General features: G+C 60.5%; 14 protein-coding genes and 1 tRNA gene. 10 read left to right on the top strand and 5 right to left on the bottom strand.

The window, feature by feature from the left end; all coding sequences use genetic code 11:
• Positions 1-5: 5 nt before the first annotated feature.
• The 5 genes from ACOOFN_RS03265 to ACOOFN_RS03245 all read left to right on the top strand — a co-directional run bounded on the left by ACOOFN_RS03265 (position 6) and on the right by ACOOFN_RS03245 (position 5,456).
• Positions 6-473, top strand: a complete 468-nt coding sequence (locus ACOOFN_RS03265) for a GatB/YqeY domain-containing protein (RefSeq protein ID WP_420433638.1) — start codon at positions 6-8, stop codon at positions 471-473.
• 58 nt (positions 474-531) lie between these two features.
• A complete protein-coding gene (gene dnaG, locus ACOOFN_RS03260; RefSeq protein ID WP_420433636.1) occupies positions 532-2,376 on the top strand; it encodes a DNA primase in 1,845 nt (614 codons plus the stop codon).
• A gap of 38 nt (positions 2,377-2,414) precedes the next feature.
• Positions 2,415-4,475, top strand: a complete 2,061-nt coding sequence (gene rpoD / locus ACOOFN_RS03255) for an RNA polymerase sigma factor RpoD (protein ID WP_420433634.1) — start codon at positions 2,415-2,417, stop codon at positions 4,473-4,475.
• Positions 4,476-4,580: 105 nt separating this feature from the next.
• Positions 4,581-5,030 (top strand): GNAT family N-acetyltransferase, encoded by a 450-nt coding sequence (locus ACOOFN_RS03250; protein ID WP_420433632.1) that lies wholly within the window; start codon positions 4,581-4,583, stop codon positions 5,028-5,030.
• Between the two features lie 3 nt (positions 5,031-5,033).
• Positions 5,034-5,456, top strand: a complete 423-nt coding sequence (locus tag ACOOFN_RS03245) for a secondary thiamine-phosphate synthase enzyme YjbQ (RefSeq protein WP_420433630.1) — start codon at positions 5,034-5,036, stop codon at positions 5,454-5,456.
• Between the two features lie 52 nt (positions 5,457-5,508).
• Here the strand turns inward: ACOOFN_RS03245 and ACOOFN_RS03240 are convergent, their stop codons facing one another.
• The gene (locus tag ACOOFN_RS03240; RefSeq protein WP_420433628.1) at positions 5,509-6,933 is read right to left on the bottom strand and encodes a hypothetical protein; all 1,425 of its coding nucleotides are present in this window, start codon (positions 6,931-6,933) and stop codon (positions 5,509-5,511) included.
• Positions 6,934-7,111: 178 nt separating this feature from the next.
• On the opposite strand from ACOOFN_RS03240, the gene ACOOFN_RS03235 reads away from it, so the two are divergent.
• Both ACOOFN_RS03235 and ACOOFN_RS03230 read left to right on the top strand, forming a co-directional pair.
• Complete coding sequence (locus ACOOFN_RS03235) at positions 7,112-7,987, top strand: hypothetical protein (RefSeq protein WP_420433626.1); 876 nt, start codon at positions 7,112-7,114, stop codon at positions 7,985-7,987.
• A gap of 67 nt (positions 7,988-8,054) precedes the next feature.
• The gene (locus tag ACOOFN_RS03230) at positions 8,055-8,345 is read left to right on the top strand and encodes an aspartate decarboxylase (RefSeq protein ID WP_420433624.1); all 291 of its coding nucleotides are present in this window, start codon (positions 8,055-8,057) and stop codon (positions 8,343-8,345) included.
• A 44-nt stretch (positions 8,346-8,389) separates the two neighbouring features.
• Here the strand turns inward: ACOOFN_RS03230 and ACOOFN_RS03225 are convergent, their stop codons facing one another.
• A complete protein-coding gene (locus ACOOFN_RS03225) occupies positions 8,390-9,208 on the bottom strand; it encodes a carbon-nitrogen hydrolase family protein (RefSeq protein ID WP_420433622.1) in 819 nt (272 codons plus the stop codon).
• Between the two features lie 95 nt (positions 9,209-9,303).
• Here ACOOFN_RS03225 and panD point away from each other — a divergent pair, with 95 nt between their 5' ends.
• The gene (panD, locus tag ACOOFN_RS03220) at positions 9,304-9,669 is read left to right on the top strand and encodes an aspartate 1-decarboxylase (RefSeq protein WP_420433620.1); all 366 of its coding nucleotides are present in this window, start codon (positions 9,304-9,306) and stop codon (positions 9,667-9,669) included.
• A gap of 178 nt (positions 9,670-9,847) precedes the next feature.
• On the opposite strand, the gene ACOOFN_RS03215 is transcribed toward panD, so the two are convergent.
• Entirely contained in the window at positions 9,848-10,540 is a 693-nt protein-coding gene (locus ACOOFN_RS03215; RefSeq protein WP_420433618.1) for an SIMPL domain-containing protein, read from the bottom strand.
• A gap of 140 nt (positions 10,541-10,680) precedes the next feature.
• Between ACOOFN_RS03215 and ACOOFN_RS03210 the strand changes: the two genes are divergently transcribed.
• Positions 10,681-10,757: transfer RNA gene (locus tag ACOOFN_RS03210), tRNA-Ile, on the top strand.
• Between the two features lie 26 nt (positions 10,758-10,783).
• On the opposite strand, the gene ACOOFN_RS03205 is transcribed toward ACOOFN_RS03210, so the two are convergent.
• On the bottom strand, positions 10,784-11,215 hold the full coding sequence (locus tag ACOOFN_RS03205; RefSeq protein ID WP_420433616.1) for a MarR family winged helix-turn-helix transcriptional regulator: 432 nt from the start codon (positions 11,213-11,215) through the stop codon (positions 10,784-10,786).
• 27 nt (positions 11,216-11,242) lie between these two features.
• Here ACOOFN_RS03205 and ACOOFN_RS03200 point away from each other — a divergent pair, with 27 nt between their 5' ends.
• Complete coding sequence (locus tag ACOOFN_RS03200) at positions 11,243-11,857, top strand: CPBP family intramembrane glutamic endopeptidase (RefSeq protein ID WP_420433614.1); 615 nt, start codon at positions 11,243-11,245, stop codon at positions 11,855-11,857.
• A gap of 212 nt (positions 11,858-12,069) precedes the next feature.
• On the opposite strand, the gene ACOOFN_RS03195 is transcribed toward ACOOFN_RS03200, so the two are convergent.
• Positions 12,070-14,166 carry a TonB-dependent receptor gene (locus ACOOFN_RS03195; RefSeq protein WP_420433612.1) on the bottom strand — a complete coding sequence of 699 codons (2,097 nt, stop codon included), beginning with the start codon at positions 14,164-14,166 and terminating at the stop codon, positions 12,070-12,072.
• Positions 14,167-14,237: the final 71 nt, after the last annotated feature.

The following is a 14,237-nucleotide window of genomic DNA, read 5'->3' as shown; positions in this document are numbered from 1 at the left end:
GGCACATGTCCATACGGGAAAGAATTCTGTCCGATCTGAAAACGGCGATGAAGGAAAAGGATGCTGTGCGTCTCTCGACGCTGCGCCTTGTTTCGACGGCGATCAAGGATCGTGACATCGCGGCGCGCGCCGAAGACCGCTGCCAAGGCTGCGAGGAAGGCGAGATTCTCGCAATTCTTCAAAAACTCGCCAAGCAGCGCGATGAAAGCGCCGAGACTTACGAAAAGGCCGGTCGTCTTGACCTCGCCGAGAAAGAGCGGGCGGAGGCCGAAATCGTGCGCGAATACCTGCCCAAGCCCATGGACGAGACCGAGATCGAAGAAGCCGCCCGCGGTGTCGTCGAGGAGCTCGGTGCGACGGGGCTGAAAGATATGGGCAAGTGCATGGGCGCGCTCAAGGAGCGCTATACGGGCCGCATGGACTTCTCCCAGGCCGGTGCAAAGATCAAATCCCTGTTGACGAACGCGGCCTGAGCGTCGCCAAAGCCCGCAGACTCGATTAGGCTGCGCGGTTTCGGCGGCTGGAAGACAAATGCGTCTGACTGACGACTTCAAGGATGAGATACGTGCTCGGATCCGCTTGTCGGATCTGGTTGGCCGCAAGGTCAGTCTGAAACGACAAGGGCGCGAGTTCGCGGGCCTGTCGCCTTTCAAGAAAGAAAAAACGCCGTCTTTTTTTGTAAATGACGACAAGCGTTTCTACCATTGCTTCGCTTCGGGCGAACACGGAGACGCTTTCGATTGGCTGATGAAGATGGAAGGCCTTTCCTTCATGGAAGCAGCCGAACAACTGGCCTCCGCCGCCGGCTTGCCCATGCCCAAGGCGGACCCGGATGCGGCGCGCAAGGCGGAAGCGTCCAAATCGCTCGTTGAATGGATGGAAGCCGCGCAGCGTTTCTTCTCCCAGCAATTGCGCAAGGGCGCCGGTGCCGATGCCCGCGCCTATCTTGAACGGCGTGGCTACGGGCCCGAAGAGTGGGAACGCTACGAGATCGGTTTTGCACCGGATTCGCGTAACGCTCTCAAGGCCGAACTGATTGCGGCCGGTGCCAAGCCTGCAGAGCTTGTGGATTGCGGCCTGTTGATTTCGCCGGATGATGGCAGCGCGCCCTATGACCGTTTCCGCGGCCGCATCATGTTTGCCATACGAGACCCGCGGAATCGCCTCGTGGCTTTTGGTGGCCGTGCCATGTCGGCCACTGCTCGAGCCAAGTATCTCAACTCGCCGGAAACGCCGCTTTTTCACAAGGGCCACAATCTATATCGCTATCCGCAGGCACGCCGCGCGGCGTCCGATCCGAAGTCGGGCGCTCGCGGCCTGATCGTCGCGGAAGGCTATTTCGATGCCATAGCCCTTGACCGTGCAGGTATCGGCCACGCGGTTGCACCGCTTGGCACAGCGCTTGGTGAGGATCAGTTGCGTCTTCTGTGGCGCGCGGGCGGTGAGCCGGTTTTGTGCTTCGATGGCGACAGTGCGGGCCAGATGGCAGCCAATCGAGCAGCGGAACGCGCTTTGCCACTTCTCGAGCCTGGCAACACTTTACGCTTTGCCTTTCTGCCGGACGGCAAGGATCCGGACGACGTGCTGCGCGAAGAGGGGCCGGCCACCCTAAAAGAAGCGGTGAACCGGACCCGCCCGCTGGCTTCCATCCTCTGGGACATGGAATTCGAGAAGGAGCCGCTGGACGATCCCGACCGCCGCGCCGGATTCCGCAAGCGTTTGCGCGCCTTGCTGTTTCGCATCGAGAATCCGGCAGTGCGCGAGGAATACCAGCGTGAATTCGATCAACGACTGGAAAAGTCTTTCGGGTTGGTACGCCAATCCGGCCGCCGCTTCGAGCGGCGCGGTGTAACCCCCGGCGCGCGCATGGAGACCAAGCGCCTGGTCGAGACCGGTCCCGTGCCGACACGGTTGCGGCACCTCATCCTAGCGGTCATCGACTATCCGGAGATAGCGGAGAACCAGGCAGAAATGCTCGCCGGGCTCGAATGCGGCCAACTCGGACGATTGCGTGATGTAATACTTGACCTTATGTCGGATGACCTGGGCAACGGGCCGGAGGGCGTACGAAAGTTGTTGATAAATCTGGGCTTTGAACAAATATTGCGCCGTCTTGACCTGGAGCGTCAACCGATGCGCGCTGCGTTGGGAGGTGACACCGCAACTGCCATTCAACGCGAAGAGGCTTGGACACGCCTCGCCAGCGATTATATGGAACACTCGGGGATTCATAAGAAGCGGCAGGAATTGCGGTCTCGGCTTGCCGAGGAAATTGAGAATGATGACGCCGATACGCTGCGCGGCTTGATGGAAGAGCATCGCCGCGGCCGGGCGAAGCGGCACACGGTAAACGTACCGGAAGACGAACAGGGTTAGCGAGCGGTCAGGCAGCCGCCGGACGGGATAGACAGGTAATGGCAACGAAGACGAAAGCAGCAGCGGCAAATACTTCCGGTGATGCGCAACAGGACGGTCCGCTGCTGGATCTGACCGATCAATCGGTCAAGGCGATGATCAAGGCAGCCAAGAAACGCGGATATGTCACGCACGACGAGATCATAAAGGTCCTTCCCGAAGAGGAATTCACCTCCGAGCAGATCGAGGACGTTCTGGCGCAATTGTCGGAGGTTGGCGTCAACGTCATCGAGAGTGACGAGACGCCCGATGATGAAGAGGGCGACAAGTCGAAGGCCGCCAGCGACGACGACGACAACGAGGATGACAATGAAAGCGACGGCAAGGCCGTAACCGCAAAGTCGTCGACCGCTGTCACCGGGCAGAACACGCCGTCCTCAGCCGACCGCACCGACGACCCTGTGCGCATGTATCTGCGTGAAATGGGCACCGTTGAGCTGTTGTCGCGTGAAGGCGAGATTGCCATCGCGAAACGGATCGAGGCTGGCCGCAATGCCATGATCCGCGGCCTCTGCGAGAGCCCGCTCACATTCGAAGCGATCATGGTCTGGCGCGAGGAAGTGGCCGAGGGCGAAGTGCTTTTGCGCGATGTCATCGACCTCGACGCGACCTATGGCGGCAAGAACCCGCAGCCCGATTATTCCGAAACCGGACGTCCCGACCAACAGCCTGGTGGCAAGCCGGAAGACAAGCCGAAACCGAAAATGCCCGAGGGGCATGAGGAGAAGTCGAAGGACGACCAGACCGAGGGCGAGACCAGCGACGACGATGACGATGATGAGGAAGAGGGCGTCAACCTCTCTCTGTCGGCGATGGAGGCCGAGCTTCGCGAAGAGGTGATGGAAACCCTCGACGCGATTGCAGCCGACTTCACCGCTTTCCGCAAATTGCAGGACAAGCTCGTCACGGCGCGCATCGAGGGCAAGGATCTCACCAAGCAGAGCCGCGAGAAATACGAGGCATTGCAGGCACGCATCGTCAACGAGCTGAACAGCCTGCACCTCAACAATGCGCGGATCGAGGCGCTCGTCGAGCAGCTCTACGCGATCAACAAGGAGTTGATGGCGCTGGAAGGCAAGCTCTTGCGCATGGCAGACGCGCATGGCGTGCCGCGCATGGAATTCATGGAAGCTTATTTCGGAAACGAAACAAATCCGAACTGGCTCGACGAGTACAAGAAAAAATCCAAGTCCTGGACGCGCTTCGTTGATCGTGAGGCCGAAGATGTCGAGAAGGTGCGCGAAGAAATTTCCGACATTGCGCAGCGCTCAGGCGTTCCGGTCGACGATTTCCGCCGCATCGTAAAGGCTGTCCAGAAAGGCGAACGCGAAGCCCGGATCGCCAAGAAGGAAATGGTAGAGGCCAATCTTCGCCTCGTTATTTCGATTGCGAAGAAATATACCAACCGTGGCCTGCAATTCCTTGACCTCATTCAGGAAGGCAATATCGGCCTGATGAAGGCCGTCGATAAATTCGAATATCGTCGCGGTTACAAATTCTCGACCTATGCCACCTGGTGGATACGTCAGGCCATTACGCGCTCGATCGCCGACCAGGCCCGCACCATCCGTATCCCGGTTCACATGATCGAGACGATCAACAAGATCGTGCGGACCTCACGTCAATTCCTGCACGAATTTGGCCGCGAACCGACGCCGGAAGAGCTGGCCGAGAAGCTCGGCATGCCGCTCGAGAAAGTTCGCAAGGTGATGAAGATCGCCAAGGAACCGATCTCGCTGGAAACCCCGATCGGTGACGAGGAAGATTCACACCTCGGCGATTTCATCGAGGACAAGAATGCAGTCCTCCCGATCGACGCTGCCATCCATGCCAATCTGCGCGAAACCACGACGCGTGTGCTCGCTTCGCTCACGCCGCGCGAAGAGCGCGTGCTGCGCATGCGGTTCGGCATAGGCATGAACACCGATCACACGCTCGAAGAGGTCGGTCAGCAATTCTCGGTTACGCGGGAACGGATCCGCCAGATCGAGGCCAAGGCGCTTCGCAAGCTCAAACACCCGAGCCGGTCGCGCAAGCTGCGAAGCTTCCTTGATAACTAGGGGCTTCGTGTCTGTGGCCGAAGCAGGCAGACTGGAAAAAACGGAACATGGGCGGCCCATCGGTGTTACCGGTGGGCCGATCTGCTTTTGGAATTGGAGGTCTTCATGACCGACATCACGATCCGCGCCGCCCGGCCGAAAGATGCCCCGGCCATCGCGGAATTGTCGCGCCAGTTGAACGAGGTGGTCCAGGATTCCACCGAGCACTGCACGCCGGAGAATATCAAGGCAACGCTGTTTTCACACGATGCCAGCTTTCACGTGCTGGTCGCGGAAAAAGATGGCGCGCCTGTGGGTTATGCCGTCTGGCACGCCTATTATGACAGCGGTCACGGCGGCGCAGGCGCCTGGCTCGCCGAAGTCTGTGTCGGACGGGAGGGACGCGGCGAGGGTGCCGGCCGGGCGCTGTTCGAGGCGGTCGTCGAGGATGTCAGGGATAGCCCGGCGACGTTCATGATGTGGACCTCGTCGGAGACGGACGCTGCCGAAAGGCTTTATGAAAGCTCGGGCGGCAAGGCGAAGGCCGTCCGGCGCTGGGAACTCAACGATCTGTAAGCCATGCCGCAGACAGTGCTCCGCCTTTCGACCAATGGTCCTGGCCTCTTCGAGTTCACGGGCGAGGCGGCACGCTTCATCACGGACGCAAGTAACGGCGACGGCCTGCTCACCTGCTTCGTGCGCCACACGTCCTGCTCCCTGGTGATCCAGGAAAACGCCGACCCGGATGTCCGCCGCGACCTCGATGAATTCTTCCGGCGCCTTGTGCCGCACGGCGACGATCGGTCCATGTCCTGGTTGCGTCACACCACGGAAGGTCCGGACGACATGCCGGCGCACATCAAGGCTGCGCTGACCGCGACCTCGCTCTCAATCCCCGTTACCAACGGCCGGCTCGCGCTCGGCACGTGGCAAGGCCTCTATTTGTTCGAGCATCGCGATAGCGCGCATGAACGGCAAATCGTCCTGCACCTCTCTGAATAAAAACGGGCGGTCCGGATGGACCGCCCGAACTCAGCAAATGACGATCCGACAGTCAGCGGTCGCGGTTGCGTCCCAAGCGCAGGTGCATGAACGCATCCCGCGGCTCGGCATCGGCGGCCTGAGCAGGCGCGTCGATCTCGTCCGGCTCTACACCGGCACGGGCTTGCGCGGGCGCATCAATCTCGTCGGGTTCAAGGCCTTCGGTTTCTTGTGCGCCGCCACCTCCGGCAGCCTCATTTATCACGAGAAGCGCATCAAGCGGCGCGGCTTGCCCGTCTCGTGTATCGCGGACATCTTCCACGACCGCGCCGCCACGTCGGCGCGACTGGCCTGGGGCTGCATTGGCACTGCTTGAACGGGACTCACGAACCCGCTGCACCGCCGGCACGATCAGCCCGGCCTGTGGCTCGGCGGGCGCGACCTCTAGCCGATAAGGGTATTGCGTCGAAGTCTGCACGCCGTCGCTATCGGTATCTGTGCCGTCATCGAGTGGATCAGCCGCGCTCGACGCGGCGCCATCTACCGTCGCGCGGCTTCGGGTCCGGCCACGCGCCTGCTGCTGCTTCTCCGTCAGGATGCCGGGTTTTTCACGGCCGTCATTATTGATGTCGCCAACGGCCACCCGCACACCACCGCGCGCCGCACGCTGGTCGTCTTCAGCGCGGGCAGGCCGTGAATTGCGTGCAGGCGGGGTGGATGCGCCACCGCGCGTCCGCGTACTCGCACGCGCACGGTTGGGTGGGGGCGCCGTGATCGTACTGGCACCACCGACCGTGCCGATCACGTCCTGGATGTCCGGATCGCCATGATAGAATATGGTCACCGTCATCGGCACGCCGCGCGCGCCGGCATACTCGCCCGACGTGTTCTGGCTCTCATATTCACACCAACCGACCGCATTGAGCGTAACCTGTAGCTGGAACACATCGTCGACCCGCAGGAAGTCCGCCTCGCTGCCGGCACCGTTCTCGACATATTGTTCGAGCCGCTGCTCGACCGTGCGAACCGGATTGAACGGTGTAAAGTCGACCAGCAGATCGCGGTCATAGCTGTCCGGAAATTCGAAGGCAGCGTCGATCTGGAAATTTTCCAGATTGTGCGTGCCGTTGAAACTGTCGATTTCTGACAGGCTATAGGGCCCCAAAGGGAAGATCTCCGACCCGTTCTGTCCGGCGTGAACGATCACATTGCCGAACATGATCTGCGCTCGCGTCGCATTGGCTTCCGCGTTGTCGTACAGCTTGCACCAGACTTGACCGGACACCGGGATTACCGGCGTTTGTGACACGACGCGTAGATCGCGGTCCTCCGGATCGGTCGAGTTCGATATGTTGCGAACGGCGATATTCACCGTCGGAATGTTCGACGTGACGATGATGTCATGGATGGGAAAGCTGAAATCGGTGCTGTCAGCCAGGGCGGGGGACGTTAGCGCCGACAGCGCCATGCCCCCGATAAGAGTGTATTTCAGATTCATTTTGTTCTCCATTGAGCGGAACCGGCCCGTCCCTCAACGAAGGCACGGCGATAGTGAGCGCCTTATGCCGGCGCTCCCGCCATGCGGGGAGGTGCACGCTTCGACTACAACGCGCACACCGGTTGCAACGGCATGCAACTTTCTTGCATCGCGATGCAACCCATGACAGATTTTCGCCATGCGTCCTTCGCTCTTTGCCGAGAAGCTCCAACTGGTGCTGAAATCTCTGTCGATCAGCCGGGCCGGCCTGGCCGGATCGCTGAATGTCGACAAGTCATTGGTCGGACGATGGGCGTCCGGCGCGGTGATCCCTTCGGAACACAACCTGTCTCTGCTGACACGGTTTATCGCCGAGCGGATCGAAGGCTTCACAATGCTCGACTGGGAGCGTGACCTTCCCGCGTTCACAGCGCGCCTCGGCCTCGCTGCCGGCCCGGTCGACGGGGCGATGCGCGACTGGATCCCCGACGCACTGATTGAAGAGGCGACCCGCGGCGCTCGCCGCCGCGCTTCTGCCTATGAAGGCATTTGGCGTTCGACCCGCTATTCCAGCGATCTTCCGGGGCGGTTTCTCTATGACATCACGCTGATCCGCTGCAATTCCGAGGGCATCATCGAATTCGTCTCGGGGATCGAGGGGGTGCGCTATCGCGGTCGTGCCATGCTGTTGCAACACCAGCTCTTCTCGATCGCTGCAGACGAGGAAGCGGTCACCATGATGTTCGGGATTTTCAACGGTGTTGCCCGGCACAAGGCGGAGGTCCTGGACGGATTGTCTGTCGCTACCTTGCGCGATGCCGGCTGCTCTCCTGCGTGTTCGGCCATCGTGATGCACCGCATCTCGGACCTCACCGGTGATGCCGAGGGCGATAATCAATTGTTCGAATCCGCGGTCGCCGCACAAAACCCCTTGGCGCCGAAAGACGAGGTGCCTGAAGACATCCGCCGTCACCTGGCACAGACGACAACGCCCGACACACCCGGCCTGATGCGCATGTTCTTCCAGACATCCATGGCCCGCGGCCCGCAGCTCGACCCCGCAACCGGCAGCTGAACATATTCGCTGCGCGCGTTACACTCGACGCCATCGATTCGCGTCTGACAGAGAAAAGGCCAACGCCATGTCCACCGACCGCACGCTGGGCTCGAAGTCCAATCCATCCAAATACGATTGCTATCCGGATCTAGCCGACGACGAGCCCTATTTTGTCATTCGTGCTGATGACCCGTTGTCGAACGCGCTGGTCGAGCTGCACGCCTATATTGGCGCGGGCCAGCCTGGCGCGGCCCACAACAAGCTTGCTGAAATCATGGAATTGACGCGCGACAAGCCGCCGCGCCCGTCGGACAGCCCGAAATACCGCGAAACCTTTGCCATCTCCTCCGCGATGGAGAAATGGCGTGAAGGCTAGGGGCGTGTAGGCATCGCTGCACCAGGCATAGCGAAATATCGGATTCACGTTTTTGCGCTGATTGCCGGCTTCAACCACGGCTTCAATTCACCCAGCCAGTCGCGTTGCGCCGCGATCTCTCGACGCGCCGCCAAATCGTAATCAGCGAAGAGGACGGCTTCCTCATCGCCGGCCGCTGCGAGTAAGGCACCATCCGGCCCGGCGATCACCGAGTGTCCGCCATAGTGCGTCTCGCCCTCGACACCGCAACGGTTGGCGAGGATGGAATAGACTGCATTCTGCATCGCGAGCACGCGCATTTCGGCGGCAAACAGGTCCAGCGGTTCGCCCGCCAGATTACAGGTCGGCGTGGCTATGATTTCCGCCCCTTGCAGAGCACAGGCTCGGTAGCTTTCCGGGAAGTGCCGGTCGTAGCAAATAACCACGCCGAGCCGTCCAGCGGCGGTATCATAAACCTCGAAAGCCGAGCCGGAAGCATAATAGTCCTTCTCCCAGAAACGCTCGAACTGGGCGATGTGGACCATTTTCGATATGCCGAGCAGGGTGCCGTCGGTATCGAACACTGGTGATGCGTCATAGCGCTGGCCGTCAGCGTCCTCGAAATAGATGTTGGCAACGGTGACCAGGCCGTACTGCTTTGCCAGGTCGCCCAGCCGGGCCAACGCCCTGTCTCCCGCTTTCATGGCATAGTCGCTTGCATCGCCGTTTCGCCGAACCGGAAAGAAGGGTGACAGCTGAACTTCCGGAAACACGACCAGCTTGGCGCCGGCCTCGGTGGCGTTGCGCATCAAGCGTTCTGCCGTCGCGAGATTGGTCTCGATGTTTTCCGACATGGCATGCTGGAGCGCCGCGAGCTTTGCCATGAAAGCCTCCCTTTCACGAATGCATTACACCCACTATATCCCGGACCGCGCATCGGTTATATGCGCTGCAGCAAACGGAACCCGAGGGCCCCGCCATGCGCCTGAAAATGATGAAAGCCAAACTGCACCGGGCTGCGGTCACCCAGGCCGACCTGCACTATGAAGGCTCGATCTCGATCGACCAGGATTTGCTCGAAGCCTCGAACATCCTGCCTTACGAGCAGGTGGATGTGCTCAACATCAATACCGGTGCGCGGTTCACGACCTACACCATTCCGGCACCGCGCGGGTCTCGCACATTCGGCATCAATGGGGCCGCGGCTCGCCTCGCACAGGTGGGCGACAGGATCATTGTCGTGGCCTATGCCGAGATGGAGGCCGCCGAGGCCGAGCGCCATCAGCCCGACGTGATTGTCCTGGATGAACACAACAGGCCCGTTGAAACCTCGGCCGCGGCCTAGATTTCTATGAAAATTTTGAACTTGGTTTGCGCCCGGGGAAATCCGACCGGGCGCGCGCCATGGCGTTCCTTATCTGCCGATCCATCAAACCGTGGACAGGTTGTGCCCGATCCCTGCGCCGCGCCGGATGGGCGGCGAGGGTCGGGACTGACAGGAGCGAAAGACAGGGCCGGGTGACCTAGTCCTCGATCTCGAACACGCCCATAATGGTGACCGATACGGTCAATTGCCCGGCCGCAACGGGCGTGTCGGCGCTGAAGTTTTCGGCGCGTGCAAACATCACCGGCGGCTGTGGATGGTTGCCGCCGGATTCGGAAAACTCCAGCAGCCCGCCCAGCTCAATATCCAGTGCCTCGGCATATAGGTTGGCCGTTTCGCGCAGTTCGGCGACCGCCCGAAGGCGCGCCTCCCTTCGGGCGTGGTCATCGGCTTCAATCGCGAAATTAATGCCCTGGATCTGGTTGGCGCCAGACGCCACCAGCGCATCAATCGTGCCGCCAAGTTCTTCAAGTTCGGTCACCCGGGCGGTAACTGTGTTGGTCGCCTGATAGCCGGTGATGCGGCGCTGCTCGCCGGCCGAATAGTTCGACCAGACCGGGTTGATCTGCAGGTTTGACGTCTGGATGTCCTCACGCGCGATGCCAGCGTCTGCCAGCGCTTCGAACACAGCGTTCATCCGCTGGGAGTTGGCGTTCAGAGCTTCTGCGGCCGAGCGCGCCTCGGTCACGACCCCCGATCGCACCGTGGCCATGTCCGGCACGACCTGGACTTCGCCGGTGGCCGTCAGCGACAAGCGGCCGGGCTCTTCCTGGGCAATAGCCGTTGCGGCCGGAAGGGTCAGGGCGGTGGCAAGCAGTAAAGCGCGGATCATGAATTATCTCCTGTTTCCGGATTGGAACGGGGTTGTTGTGCAACAGCGCTTTGGCAAGTTTACGGCATGATCATTCATCGAGCAGTCATGGCGGGTTGGCGATTGCCGCGCAGACCATTATGTCTCGTTCGCCAGCTTGGGGGCCTGTAGCTCAACTGGTTAGAGCTGGCGGCTCATAACCGCTAGGTTGGGGGTTCGAGTCCCTCCGGGCCCACCATTCCTCCTGTCAAACCGATCCCGCGCTTATTCGCTGCCATTTCCCCCGATACGCTCGATCAATGGCCGCGCCTTGAGGGACCTGACGGCCTCGGTTGCCATACCCGCGAGATTGCAGCCCAGCTCGTCATAAAGCGCGTCCATGGCGGCTCGGATCTCTCCGAGCATCGCGATCATCCGATTGTATTGATCTTGCCCCTTTTCTGTCAGCACAAGGACTTTTCGCCGGCTGTCCGCCGCGTGCGGTCGTTTCGTCACGAGGCCAAGTTCCATGAGGACACCGATCCGTTGGGTGGCGAGTTGATGCGGCTGATCGAGAGAGCTGGCAATGTTCGCCGCCGTAACATCACCTCGCTCTCCAATCATCAGCATCGTGGATAGGGCGCGCGGCGGAATCACGATGTCGTCTGACGCCAGCAGAACAGCCCCCTGATCCGCGATCGTCTCGACCAGCCGCAACAGCTTGTTCGAGAGGAAGGCGCCAATTTGGCGGGATATCTGGTCCCGGTTTTCTATGTATCGATAGCCTACGGCCTGGTCTGGATTTTCGGGCTTGGGGGAATGGGCGATCTCGAGACCCTCGCAGAATGGCGGATCGAATTGGGGCTTACGGAAGCGTCCGCTTGGGTCGTCATCGCCCTGATGATCGTCCTGATGGCCGTCGTCCAGTTCGTGAAATCGCTGGGCTCTATCGCCGGAGAGGAGATCGGCTGGCGCGGCTTTCTCGTTTGGGAATTGCGCAAGCTCATGTCGTTCGAGGCGACCTGCCTGGTCAGCGGCCTGATATGGGCTGTCTGGCACTACCCCGTCATCATTGCTTACGGAGGTAGCAACACAGCGTTCCAACTGGCCTGCTTCACGGTGATGATCGTCAGCATGTCGGTTATCATGACCTATTACACTTTCCGCGCACGGTCCGTGTGGCCGGCGGTCATGTTCCATGCGGCGCACAACATCCATATCCAGAGAATTTTTACGCCGTTGACACTTGAAACAGCCCAGACCGAATTCTGGATCGACGAATACGGACTGATGGTCCCGTTGGTCGTCACGGTCCTGGCGCTCATCTATTGGCGCCGGTCACGGGCCGCGGGGCTCTAAGCGCCCGCGCCTTTATGGCGACGATCTCAAGAGCACGGCGGACGGCTAGTCAACGCATGGGATGCGAACCGGACGCGCATGGGGGGCAGTTTCGCGGTCGACCTACCAGTCCTGCTGACGCTGATCCATCTCTGACGATTGCCAAGGCCGATTGTGAAAACGGGCGGACCGCGACGGCCCGCCCGTAAGCAATCAACGTTGAAACTGTCGGCTTAGAACTGGTGACGCAGCGTCAGGCGGGCATTGAGCGGTTCGCCGGTCGAGATGTTGTCATTCGAGTGCGCGTCAGGGAAATAGTCCTCGTCGAGCAAATTTTCGATGTTGAGCTGCAGCCGCGTATCGTCTGTCAGATCGTAGAACACCGCCGCATCGAAGCGGACATAGTCCGGTATGAGGACGCTGTTGTCCTCGCGCACAAAGAATTCGTCCTGATAGGTCGCACCGCCGCCGATCGCGAGCCGGTCATTGACCTGGTACTGGGTCCACACCGAGAACATGTTTTCCGGCGTCTGCCGCGGACGGTTGCCGTCGAACGTGCCACCATTGACCTCACCGTCGAGATGGCTGTAGCCGGCGCTGACGAACCAGTCATCGGTCAGATCGCCGATGATCTGAACCTCGAACCCGTCCGTCGTACTGCCCGGCACCGTCGTCACGATCGAGGCATCGTCGGGATCAATGGTGGTGAACAGACCCTGTTCGAGGCGGAAGGCGGCGGCTGTAAAGCTCAGCCGCGGATGGATATCCCATTTCACCCCGATCTCTCGGTTCTCGAAGGATTGTGGCCGGATATCCTCGGTCGTCGTCGACAGTGTCAGGAATTGCTCGCCCGAGCTCGGCAGGAAGGTCTCCGAATAGCTCGCATAAATCGAGATATTGTCGGCAGGCTTGTAGATGACGCCGAAGCGCGGCGAGATCTCGTCGTCCACGCGCCCGCGGCGGCCATTATCCGTCGGCGAGACAGCGCTCAAATCGAGAACCGACACGTCGAACCGATCCAGCCGGGCGCCGATGATGACCTTGAAATTGTCGGTCAGGTCGATCTGGTCCTGGATGTAGAGCGAGGTGAAGGTCACGTCCGATTCCCGGTCGCGCGCCGGTGTCACGAAGCCGAAAGCCGGAATGTTCAGCGGATCGGTGAAGGGAATCACGACCTGGTCGTCATTGCTCACGCCGAAATAGCTGTCGAGACGCGCATTGGCGGTGCTCTGGTCGCCGTATTCCGCACCGATGAGCATTGTATGGCCGATACCGCCGGTCTCGAACTCGGCGATCAAATTGCCCTGCAGGATCAGGTTCTGGCGTGTTGTCGTATCGCGATACCCGTCCAGCGTGACGGTGTTCGCTGCCTGGTCGAATCCTGCCGGATAGAGGTTTTGATAGAGCTTGTCGTAATCGGCGTATTGAAGCGTGACATTGCCGCGCAGCATCGGGTTGAACGTGTGGTCCAGGCGACCGCGCAGGATATGCGCCTCGAGCCGTGTCGCATTGCGATCCGGTGAACCGAAGAAGGTGTCATTGAAACCTTCCAGCGGTACATCGGGACCGCCGGCAACCGAAACCGACGGAACGCCGCGATCAACCGTCCGGTCGTCATTGAGGTATTCGTAGGACAGCACCGCTGAGGTCTGGCGCGAAAACTCGATGCCGAAGGTCGGATTCACGCCGAACCGGGTGCCCTCGTAGGCATTGCGATGATTGCCGAGTTCCTCGACAAAAGCATTGAGGCGGACAGCGGAATTCTCGCCGGCAACAAGATTGGTGTCGCCGCTGAACTGGGCGGCGCCGAACGTATCAATACTGGCAGCCATGCTGGTGAACTGCTCGTCAAGTACCGGCTCTTTCGACACGCGGTTGATGATGCCGCCGCCGCCGCCGCGCCCGAACAGCAACGCATTCGAGCCGCGCAGGATCTCGATCTGCTCGATATTGTAGAGCGGGCGGAAATATTGCACGTCGTCGCGCACACCGTTCAGGAAGAAGTCGGCTGTCGTCTGATTGCCGCGGATGATGATCGCGTCGCGATGGCCTTCGCCCTGGCTGACCGCCAGACCCGGCGTGAAGCGCAGCACGTCGCCAATGCTGGTGAATGCCTGGTTTTCGATCTGCTCCTCGGTGACGATGGACAGGCTTTGCGGCACATCGACGATCGGCGTGGGCGTCTTCACAGCGTTGAGCTGGTCAAGCGAAAGATAGCGGCCGATCACCGTGATCGTGTCAGCCGCAGCAGATGTCTGTGCAGCTGCAGGGCTGGCCGTAAGGCCGCAGGCAAAAATCGTGGATGCAAGCAGCGAAATCTTGAGTTTCATGTCGCGTGGCCCCGTGCGTTCTTGATAATGAGTAGCAGCTGTAACAGGCGCGTGTTCGCAATCAAGAATTA

The sequence above is a fragment of the Hyphobacterium sp. genome (genome assembly GCF_965217055.1).
Lineage (GTDB): Bacteria > Pseudomonadota > Alphaproteobacteria > Caulobacterales > Maricaulaceae > Hyphobacterium.
Note: the sequence above shows the minus strand (reverse complement) of the source record. Positions and strands in the feature narration are given on the sequence as shown.

Bases quoted from the DNA above. Each gene is read 5' to 3' on its own strand.
- ACOOFN_RS03265 (WP_420433638.1), top strand. From the start codon at position 6: ATGTCCATACGGGAAAGAATTCTGTCCGATCTGAAAACGGCGATGAAG.
- dnaG (WP_420433636.1), top strand. From the start codon at position 532: ATGCGTCTGACTGACGACTTCAAGGATGAGATACGTGCTCGGATCCGC.
- rpoD (WP_420433634.1), top strand. From the start codon at position 2,415: ATGGCAACGAAGACGAAAGCAGCAGCGGCAAATACTTCCGGTGATGCG.
- ACOOFN_RS03250 (WP_420433632.1), top strand. From the start codon at position 4,581: ATGACCGACATCACGATCCGCGCCGCCCGGCCGAAAGATGCCCCGGCC.
- ACOOFN_RS03245 (WP_420433630.1), top strand. From the start codon at position 5,034: ATGCCGCAGACAGTGCTCCGCCTTTCGACCAATGGTCCTGGCCTCTTC.
- ACOOFN_RS03240 (WP_420433628.1), bottom strand. From the start codon at position 6,933: ATGAATCTGAAATACACTCTTATCGGGGGCATGGCGCTGTCGGCGCTA.
- ACOOFN_RS03235 (WP_420433626.1), top strand. From the start codon at position 7,112: ATGCGTCCTTCGCTCTTTGCCGAGAAGCTCCAACTGGTGCTGAAATCT.
- ACOOFN_RS03230 (WP_420433624.1), top strand. From the start codon at position 8,055: ATGTCCACCGACCGCACGCTGGGCTCGAAGTCCAATCCATCCAAATAC.
- ACOOFN_RS03225 (WP_420433622.1), bottom strand. From the start codon at position 9,208: ATGGCAAAGCTCGCGGCGCTCCAGCATGCCATGTCGGAAAACATCGAG.
- panD (WP_420433620.1), top strand. From the start codon at position 9,304: ATGCGCCTGAAAATGATGAAAGCCAAACTGCACCGGGCTGCGGTCACC.
- ACOOFN_RS03215 (WP_420433618.1), bottom strand. From the start codon at position 10,540: ATGATCCGCGCTTTACTGCTTGCCACCGCCCTGACCCTTCCGGCCGCA.
- ACOOFN_RS03195 (WP_420433612.1), bottom strand. From the start codon at position 14,166: ATGAAACTCAAGATTTCGCTGCTTGCATCCACGATTTTTGCCTGCGGC.